Annotated in this window: 2 protein-coding genes; both read left to right on the top strand. The window is 37.5% G+C overall.

From position 1 onward, the window contains the following. The coding region (locus J502_RS15870; RefSeq protein WP_034685166.1) for a copper resistance system multicopper oxidase at nucleotides 1-1,511 on the top strand (1,511 nt) is incomplete at its 5' end. After that, nucleotides 1,498-2,047, top strand: a 550-nt coding sequence (locus tag J502_RS15865) for a copper resistance protein B (protein WP_034685165.1), incomplete at its 3' end; no start/stop codon positions are given. The genes J502_RS15870 and J502_RS15865, both read left to right, overlap by 14 nt.

Raw genomic sequence — 2,047 nt, 5'->3', positions numbered from 1 at the left:
TACCTGGATTTAACAAATTTAATGGCATTGCCCCTAATAAAACTTATGAATATAAGTTTAAAGTCCGCCAAAATGGTACTTATTGGTATCATTCACATAGTAAAGGACAAGAACAAGACGGTTTATATGGTGCTTTTGTTATTTATCCTAAAGATAAAACTCCACTAACAGCTGCTGAAAAAACCGATAAAGATTACGTTGTTTTGCTTTCTGATTTTCATAATTCAACAAGTGATCAAATTATGAAAAATCTTAAAAAAGAAGCAGATTACTATCAGAACCGTCGCGAAACAGTATTCGATGTATTAAAACAAGTTAAACGTGATGGATTAAAGGCAACTTGGCAAGACCGCTCTATGTGGAATCAGATGCGGATGTTGAAAACAGATATGTCCGATGTGACTGGTTATACATTTTTAATGAATGGCAAAACACCTCAGCAAAACTGGACCGGTAACTTCAAAGCTGGTGAAAAAGTTCGCCTTCGTTTTATTAATGCTTCCGCTATGTCATTCTTTGATGTACGCATTCCAAACCTAAAAATGACTGTAGTCAGTGCTGATGGTCAACCTGTAAAGCCCGTTCCTGTAGATGAGTTCCGTATTGGTACTGCTGAAACCTATGATGTCATTGTGGAACCAAAACAAGCACATTACCAAATTGAAGCTGAATCTATTGATCGTACCGGTTTTTCAGTGGGAACATTACATGAAGAAAGCAGCCCAGCAGTCAAACAAATTGAGATGCCTAAATCTCGCCCTCGTGCTTTATTAACTATGGAAGATATGGGGATGAGCCATGACATGTCATCTATGAAAGATATGAATCACGATATGTCTTCTATGAAAGGCATGAATCACGATATGTCTTCTATGAAAGGTATGGATCATGATATGTCTTCTATGAAAGGTATGGATCATGATATGCCGATGAATAGCGCTACTGTTAAGGCGGCTTCAGACAAGAATGATAATACCGTATTTGGATGGGCAAATGCTTCAACACCTGAAGGTAATAAAGCATTGCAATATAGTGATTTGCAATCGTTAGATCCTCAAAAAGACACTCGTGCAGCTGAACGTGAAATAGAGATCCGTCTTGGTGGAAACATGGAGCGTTATATTTGGACAATAAATGGTAAAAAATTTAATGAAGCCGACCCACTAGTGGTGAAGTATGGTGAACGTATTCGCTTAAAATTTGTCAATGACAGTATGATGGCTCACCCAATGCACTTACATGGCATGTTTATGCAGCTTGAGAATGGTCAGGATCCAAGCAATATGCCAAACAAACATACGGTAATTGTTCCACCTGGGAAAACGATAACCACTCTACTCACAGCTGATGAGTTAGGTGAGTGGGCTATTCATTGTCACCTGCTTTACCATATGAGTGCAGGAATGATGAATAAACTCATTGTAGCTCAAGTGGAAGATGGTAATTCTACAAAGACTGTTCCTCAGTCCCAAGTAAATGAGAAGGGAGTAAATCCACATGCACATCACTAATAATTTGTTTTCAAAAACAACTTTGATGATTGCGCTATTTGGATTATCAAATCTAACGTTCGCTAAAAATGAAACTCCTGTACAAGACAGTAATATTACAAAAAATATGAAAATTCTTTTACAGGAATCTGGAGGATTAAAGTATTCCCTTCAAGAGCGTTATCCAGAATATTATTCAATGGAAAATGCGGATATGGGGGATAAGAGTGTCCAGATTGCGCTTGAGAACTCTAACTCACCTCATGACAATCATCTTAAAGAACATGGTGGACAAATTTATCAAACGACAAAATTTGAAAATGAATGGATGGTTGATGAAGACGGTAAGGGCAACCTAGGAACAAAGTTTGAAACTTTAATTGGAACAGATGAAAATCGTCTATTTATTGAAGCCAATTCGGAAAAGTCAGAAAGTAATGATCCAAAATATGCTGTATCAGCACTTTATAGCCGTAACGTAGCCCCATTTTGGGATGTACAAGCTGGGGTAAGATATAGTGAAAATAAAAATAATAGCAGCAGCGATCGAGTGGATG

This window comes from Acinetobacter sp. 1294596, assembly GCF_000582925.1.
GTDB classification, from domain to species: Bacteria; Pseudomonadota; Gammaproteobacteria; order Pseudomonadales; family Moraxellaceae; genus Acinetobacter; species Acinetobacter radioresistens.
This window is presented reverse-complemented; position numbering and strand designations above follow the sequence as displayed.